The following is a 3096-nucleotide window of genomic DNA, read 5'->3' as shown; positions in this document are numbered from 1 at the left end:
TTTCATTTACAAATTTAATAATTCTCTTGGCTTTATGCTATTTTGCTAGCACATTACAAACATAGGAACTAAATTTTACCGGTGCAAATCTGTGCTCCATCAGTGTGCTGTATGCTATTCGTTATCCGTCTGTGTGCCGTATTTTAGGAATATGAATGTCCTCATTTTGCCAAATTGTCTGTAGGGGCGTATCGCATACGCCCGAAAGCGTCCACGTAGATAAGTTGGCGCATCTGGGCGTATGCAATACGCCCCTACATTGGCTGTTTGCGGATATTCATATTTAGGAAAATCGGGCAATTTCACGTATCTTTGCGGCACAATTCACCAAACATATATCCAGACAAATGAAAACATACCAGACTTATCTTTTCGATTTCGACTATACATTGGCAGATTCGTCGAAAGGCATCGTGATGTGTTACCGCAACGTGCTCGAACGCCATCATCATACCGGCATCAGCGATGAAGCCATCAAGCGGACCATTGGCAAAACGCTGGTGGAATCGTTCTCCCTCCTCAGCGGAATCACCGATGCCGATACCCTGGAAGCCTACCGGAAGGAATACGTAAAGGAAGCGGACAAGTATATGACGGCAAACACCCGCCTCTTCCCCGAAACCTCACACGTGCTGGCAACGCTGAAAGCACGCGGAGCAAAACTGGGCATCATCTCCACCAAATACCGTTACCGCATCATGGAACTATTGGGACATGCGCTTCCCGAAAGCACGGTCGACCTCATCGTAGGTGGAGAAGACGTGCAGACTCCTAAGCCTTCGCCCGAAGGCGTATTCATCGCCCTCGAAAAGCTACAAACAGAAAAAACGGATGTCCTGTACGTAGGCGACAGCACTGTAGATGCCGAAACTGCCCGGGCGGCAGGAATAGACTTTGCAGGCGTGCTTCACGGAACAACCACCCTGGAAGAGCTTGCCGCCTATCCGCATACCGGCATTATGAACGACCTTACAGCATTGCTGAAAAACGAATAACACGTTCTACGTCCATCTGGCATAAAAAAGAGGCTTTCAATGAAAGCCTCTTTTTCTACCTAAATACGTTTTCGGATTTGATTATGCTTCAGCCGCAGCAGGAACTACCGATACATAACTCTTGTCCTTACGACCTCTCTTGAAGCATACGGTTCCATCTACCAATGCGTAAAGTGTATGGTCGCTTCCCATACCTACATTTTCGCCGGGGTTATGAACTGTACCTCTCTGACGAACAATGATGTTACCAGCTTTGCAAGCTGAACCGCCGAATATCTTTACGCCTAATCTCTTACTTGCCGATTCACGACCGTTCTTAGAACTACCTACACCTTTTTTATGTGCCATTTTCTTCTACGTTTTTAATGATTAAGCAATAACTTGTTTAATGGTCAATTCAGTAAACTGTTGACGATGACCGTTCAGTTTTCTGTAGCCTTTTCTTCTCTTCTTGTGGAATACCAGCACTTTATCGCCTTTTACCAGCGGAGAAACTACTTCGCAAACCACTTTGGCTCCTTCTACGGTAGGAGCACCCACTTTTACTTCACCGTTGTTGTCTACCAACAAAACTTTGTCAAATTCAACAGTTGCACCGCTTTCTGCGTTTTGAATGTGCTGAACGAAGAGCTTGTTTCCTTCTTCAACCTTGAACTGTTGACCGTTAATTTCTACAATTACGTACATTTTTTTATTACTGTTAAACGGGTTTTCTCCGCAAGGTGAACCGCTCTCTCCGGTTGCTTCTTTACCTCCACGGACTAAATCGGCTGCAAAATTACAGCTTTTCCTCCATATTACCAAGTGTTTGAAGTGAAAAAATCGTACGAAATTATCGAAAGACAATCTTTTTCAGATAGAAATTTGACCATATTTCCAAAAGGAGCCCGAATATTTTATTAATTTTGTGCGCATAAAAGTATGACACCTACAGACATAAAAAAAATATTGAAAACCATCGGCTATACACTGGGAGGACTGGTTATCCTATTGATTATAGCATGCTTGCTGATTCGTTTTGCATTTAAAGAGCAAGTCATTGCTTATATCAACAAACAACAAAAAAAAGAATATGTAGAACTGTTACGCAACGCAACACCTTAGAAGCTGTTTTGAATTTATCGTGCGATGATTTGGGATGAGTTTTTGAGGCATTTTCGCTTCTGTGATGAGGAAGATAGCGGGCTATCTGACGAAGAACAGGAGCGGAAAGGACCAAAAAATCGCCCAAAGCACACACGAAAACGGATATATCAAGCCAAGAAAAACTTTTTGGAGAAATTCAAAACAGCTTCTTATACAACGCATACTACCCAATATCACTTTGTTTACCGGCAAGATACCCTCCGGGCAAAACAAATACGCGATTTCTTCCGGCTCGACACATTGTTGACCGACTCTGCCGCCACCACTTGGGAAAAGACATTGACTTTGGCAAAATTTGTAGCAAGCAACATCCCACACGCCAACCAGACAAAATATCCCCAAAAGAGCAATGCCATCGACCTTTGGAAATATACACGCGAAGTGGAACCGGCTTTCAACTGCCGTCTTCACTCCATCCTGCTACATGAACTGCTACTCTCAGAAAACATCATTAACCGTTTTGTCACTTGTCTCCCGGCTGATACGCTCGATACCGATTGCCATGTAGTAAACCTCGTCTGGCTACCCGAACAAAACAAATGGGCAATGATTGATTCCGACCAACAGGCTTGGTTAGGCACTCCAGAAGGAATACCTCTCTCATTGGAAGAAATGCGGGAACGGTACATAGCAGACGCGCCAATGGTAATTCATCCTCTATTTGGAAAAGGACAAGATTTCAATCACGGTTATTACTATTCATATTGGGCAAAGAATCTTTATTGGTTCATCTGTTGGGAAGAAACAGGATACGACAAGGAAACATTGCCTATTACGGGACGATCCATCATTTTGGCCCCACCTGGATTCACTGACCCAAATGCAAAAAAAGAAGACATACATACCACCGATGCAAAGCGTTTTTGGGCTGCTCCCGACTCAGAAGCTGTTTTGAATTTATCGTGCGATGATTTGGGATGAGTTTTTGAGGCATTTTCGCTTCTGTGATGAGGAA

5 protein-coding genes are annotated in these 3096 nt (G+C 43.8%); 3 read left to right on the top strand and 2 right to left on the bottom strand.

Annotated elements, in window-relative coordinates:
• The first annotated feature begins 347 nt into the window (after nucleotides 1–347).
• Nucleotides 348–995 carry an HAD family hydrolase gene (locus tag H9625_RS17230; RefSeq protein WP_087396823.1) on the top strand — a complete coding sequence of 216 codons (648 nt, stop codon included), beginning with the start codon at nucleotides 348–350 and terminating at the stop codon, nucleotides 993–995.
• A gap of 81 nt (nucleotides 996–1076) precedes the next feature.
• On the opposite strand, the gene rpmA is transcribed toward H9625_RS17230, so the two are convergent.
• Together rpmA and rplU are read right to left on the bottom strand one after the other, a co-directional pair.
• Complete coding sequence (gene rpmA, locus H9625_RS17225) at nucleotides 1077–1343, bottom strand: 50S ribosomal protein L27 (RefSeq protein ID WP_022038691.1); 267 nt, start codon at nucleotides 1341–1343, stop codon at nucleotides 1077–1079.
• 21 nt (nucleotides 1344–1364) lie between these two features.
• On the bottom strand, nucleotides 1365–1682 hold the full coding sequence (gene rplU, locus H9625_RS17220; protein ID WP_022038690.1) for a 50S ribosomal protein L21: 318 nt from the start codon (nucleotides 1680–1682) through the stop codon (nucleotides 1365–1367).
• A gap of 234 nt (nucleotides 1683–1916) precedes the next feature.
• Here rplU and H9625_RS17215 point away from each other — a divergent pair, with 234 nt between their 5' ends.
• Nucleotides 1917–2099 carry a hypothetical protein gene (locus H9625_RS17215; RefSeq protein WP_191765542.1) on the top strand — a complete coding sequence of 61 codons (183 nt, stop codon included), beginning with the start codon at nucleotides 1917–1919 and terminating at the stop codon, nucleotides 2097–2099.
• 24 nt (nucleotides 2100–2123) lie between these two features.
• Nucleotides 2124–3062 carry a transglutaminase domain-containing protein gene (locus tag H9625_RS17210; RefSeq protein ID WP_191765540.1) on the top strand — a complete coding sequence of 313 codons (939 nt, stop codon included), beginning with the start codon at nucleotides 2124–2126 and terminating at the stop codon, nucleotides 3060–3062.
• The last annotated feature ends 34 nt before the right edge of the window (nucleotides 3063–3096 follow it).

This window comes from Phocaeicola intestinalis, from assembly GCF_014837065.1.
Classification (GTDB): Bacteria; Bacteroidota; Bacteroidia; order Bacteroidales; family Bacteroidaceae; genus Phocaeicola; species Phocaeicola intestinalis.
The sequence above is the reverse complement of the archived record's forward strand: the minus strand, read 5'-3'. Positions and strand labels throughout refer to the sequence as shown.